Here is a 2,500-nt window from a genome sequence, read left to right on the forward strand (position 1 = left end):
ACTCCCGAAATTTGATATTGCTGAGCAATCGCTTCATCAATTCTAACATCATTTGCATACGCATTTTTATCATTAATAACATTTAAAGCCTCTTGCTTATCTAAACCTGAAACTTCAGCGATAGTAGCAAGTGTATCCACATCACTTAAATTTCTCGATTCAGTGAAGTATGCGAAAAGTAGATTTTCCGTAATCTCTTTTTCTTTTCCTTGATCCTTTGCAAACTTCGCAAGACGATGCGCATCAAACGTGTTCGTCGGCTTCATCTCATCAAAATTAAAACTTAAACCCATACTAGCTGCATGATTTCCTAGCTGTACGTTATTACGCTTAGCTTCTTCAATACTAATTCCATACTTTGATGCAAGTACTTCATTAATACTTGTCCCAGAATAGATTGGAGCATTTTGGTCTAATTCAAAACTTTTAAACTCAACTTCAACATCCTTCTTATGCGGAAATTGCTCTAAAGCCATCTCTAATCTACGTTTCCCAATATAGCAAAATGGGCATACAAAATCTGACCAAACTTCAATTTTCATAGAAACACCTCATTAACTTTTAATTTTCAATCATTGTAGCACTGAGATTAAGGAATTCAAAAGTTTTTGCTCTACCTCCTTCATATAGTACATACAAAAATACACTTATAGCAGAATACCTAATTAACAAAAAAACGATAATCAAAAGGATTAACTATTATCCCTCCGATTATCGTCTATATAAATGCAACAACTTTAATTATGCCGGAATATACTTCCCTACGAACTTCCATACAGTATTCCAATATTTATTCGAATCTACTTTCTCCGCTTCCCCATGTCCAGCACCTGGAACAATTAATTTCTCTTTTTCTACTTTTGCAGCATTATATACTTCATCTAACATTTCAAAAGGAACGAATGTATCAGCATCCCCATGAATGAACAGCATAGGTGTTTTACTTTTCGCTACTTGTTTTACAGCTGAGGCCTCTTCTAAATCATACCCAGCTCTTAATTTAGTAACCGTATTTGCCGCATTCATAACAGGAAACTTCGGTAAGTGGAATAAATCTTTTAGTTGATAAGTAAATTCATCAATAACAGTTGAGTATCCACAATCTTCAATAATAACTTTAACATTAGAAGGTAAATCTTCTCCTGAAGTCATCATTACAGTTGCCCCGCCCATTGAAACACCAAATAGAGCTATTTCAGCATTAGGGTCTTTCTTTAAGATTTGTTGAATCCAAATTAACACATCTTTACGATCATGCCAGCCCATACCAACATAATCCCCTTCACTATTTCCGTGCCCACGAAGGTCTGGTGCTATGACATTATAGCCTTGTTCATAAAAGTTACGAACATATTTCGTCATTTCTGATGCTCTACCACTATATCCATGAACTACAATTGCCCATTTATGACTAGATGGTTCATTCATATATTCATAACCTTTTAAATTTAATTTATCGAAAGAACGTATAGTTAATGTGTTAGGTTTATACTTCGATACGAAGTTTGCATTCTTTTCTTCATTTGCAGCCAATACATCTCCCGACGCATTTACCGTTTCCACTAAATGAGGATTATCTTGCAAAAATTCCTTTTCTTGTTTCGCATTTAATGCATAGTTATAAAAATAATTTCCAACTAACATATACACGATTACTAGCAGGACTAAGACTACTATAGTAATTATACTTATCTTTTTCATATTATCTCCTTTTCTAACTTAAATCTTCTTATATTAAAGTACATCAAAAACAACTGTACTATTTTAACATACCAATGAATTCTATCTTTAAGAAATAAAATAGAAAATCTTAAATTACCTGTCAAAAATCACGAAAGAAATTGAATAAAACTTATATAGCTACGTACTCAAAAATCTTTTAAAAAATGAGCAGCACTTCAAAATATTTAGCTTTGAAAAGAAGTTATAAAACACAAAAAAGACGAGTCATTCTGACTCGTCTTAAAGTTGCTTGGCGACGTCCTACTCTCACAGGGACAAGGTCCCAACTACCATCGGCGCTAGAGAGCTTAACTTCCGTGTTCGGTATGGGAACGGGTGTGACCTCTCTGCCATCATCACCAAACTATTGAAGGCATATTCCTTCAAAACTAGATAACATTTGCTACATATTATATGGTTAAGTCCTCGATCTATTAGTATTCGTCAGCTCCACATGTCACCATGCTTCCACCTCGAACCTATCAACCTGATCATCTTTCAGGGATCTTACTAGCTTACGCTATGGGAAATCTCATCTTGAGGGGGGCTTCATGCTTAGATGCTTTCAGCACTTATCCCTTCCGCACATAGCTACCCAGCTATGCCCTTGGCAGAACAACTGGTACACCAGCGGTGCGTCCATCCCGGTCCTCTCGTACTAAGGACAGCTCCTCTCAAATTTCCTACGCCCACGACGGATAGGGACCGAACTGTCTCACGACGTTCTGAACCCAGCTCGCGTACCGCTTTAATGGGCGAACAGCCCAACCCTTGGGAC

2 protein-coding genes and 2 rRNA genes (2 of these 4 only partly in view) are annotated in these 2,500 nt (G+C 36.5%); all 4 read right to left on the bottom strand.

Translation table 11 applies throughout. The annotated features are described in order from the left end of the window. A protein-coding gene (locus B9A45_RS00110) for a DsbA family oxidoreductase (RefSeq protein WP_084063780.1) crosses the window boundary here: on the bottom strand, positions 1-542 show its 5' portion. Its footprint begins 190 nt before the window's first position; the window shows 542 of its 732 coding nt (coding positions 1-542); its start codon is at positions 540-542; its stop codon lies beyond the left edge, outside the window. A 199-nt stretch (positions 543-741) separates the two neighbouring features. Beyond that, positions 742-1,701 carry an alpha/beta hydrolase gene (locus tag B9A45_RS00115; protein ID WP_000723977.1) on the bottom strand — a complete coding sequence of 320 codons (960 nt, stop codon included), beginning with the start codon at positions 1,699-1,701 and terminating at the stop codon, positions 742-744. A gap of 269 nt (positions 1,702-1,970) precedes the next feature. Beyond that, positions 1,971-2,086, bottom strand: a 5S ribosomal RNA gene (gene rrf, locus B9A45_RS00120). 50 nt (positions 2,087-2,136) lie between these two features. Further along, a 23S ribosomal RNA gene (locus B9A45_RS00125) occupies positions 2,137-2,500 on the bottom strand (it continues 2,558 nt past the right edge of the window).

Source organism: Bacillus sp. JKS001846, assembly GCF_900176455.1.
Taxonomy (GTDB): domain Bacteria; phylum Bacillota; class Bacilli; order Bacillales; family Bacillaceae_G; genus Bacillus_A; species Bacillus_A cereus.

Coding starts and splice junctions, on each gene's coding strand:
- B9A45_RS00115 (WP_000723977.1), bottom strand. CDS start 1,701: ATGAAAAAGATAAGTATAATTACTATAGTAGTCTTAGTCCTGCTAGTA.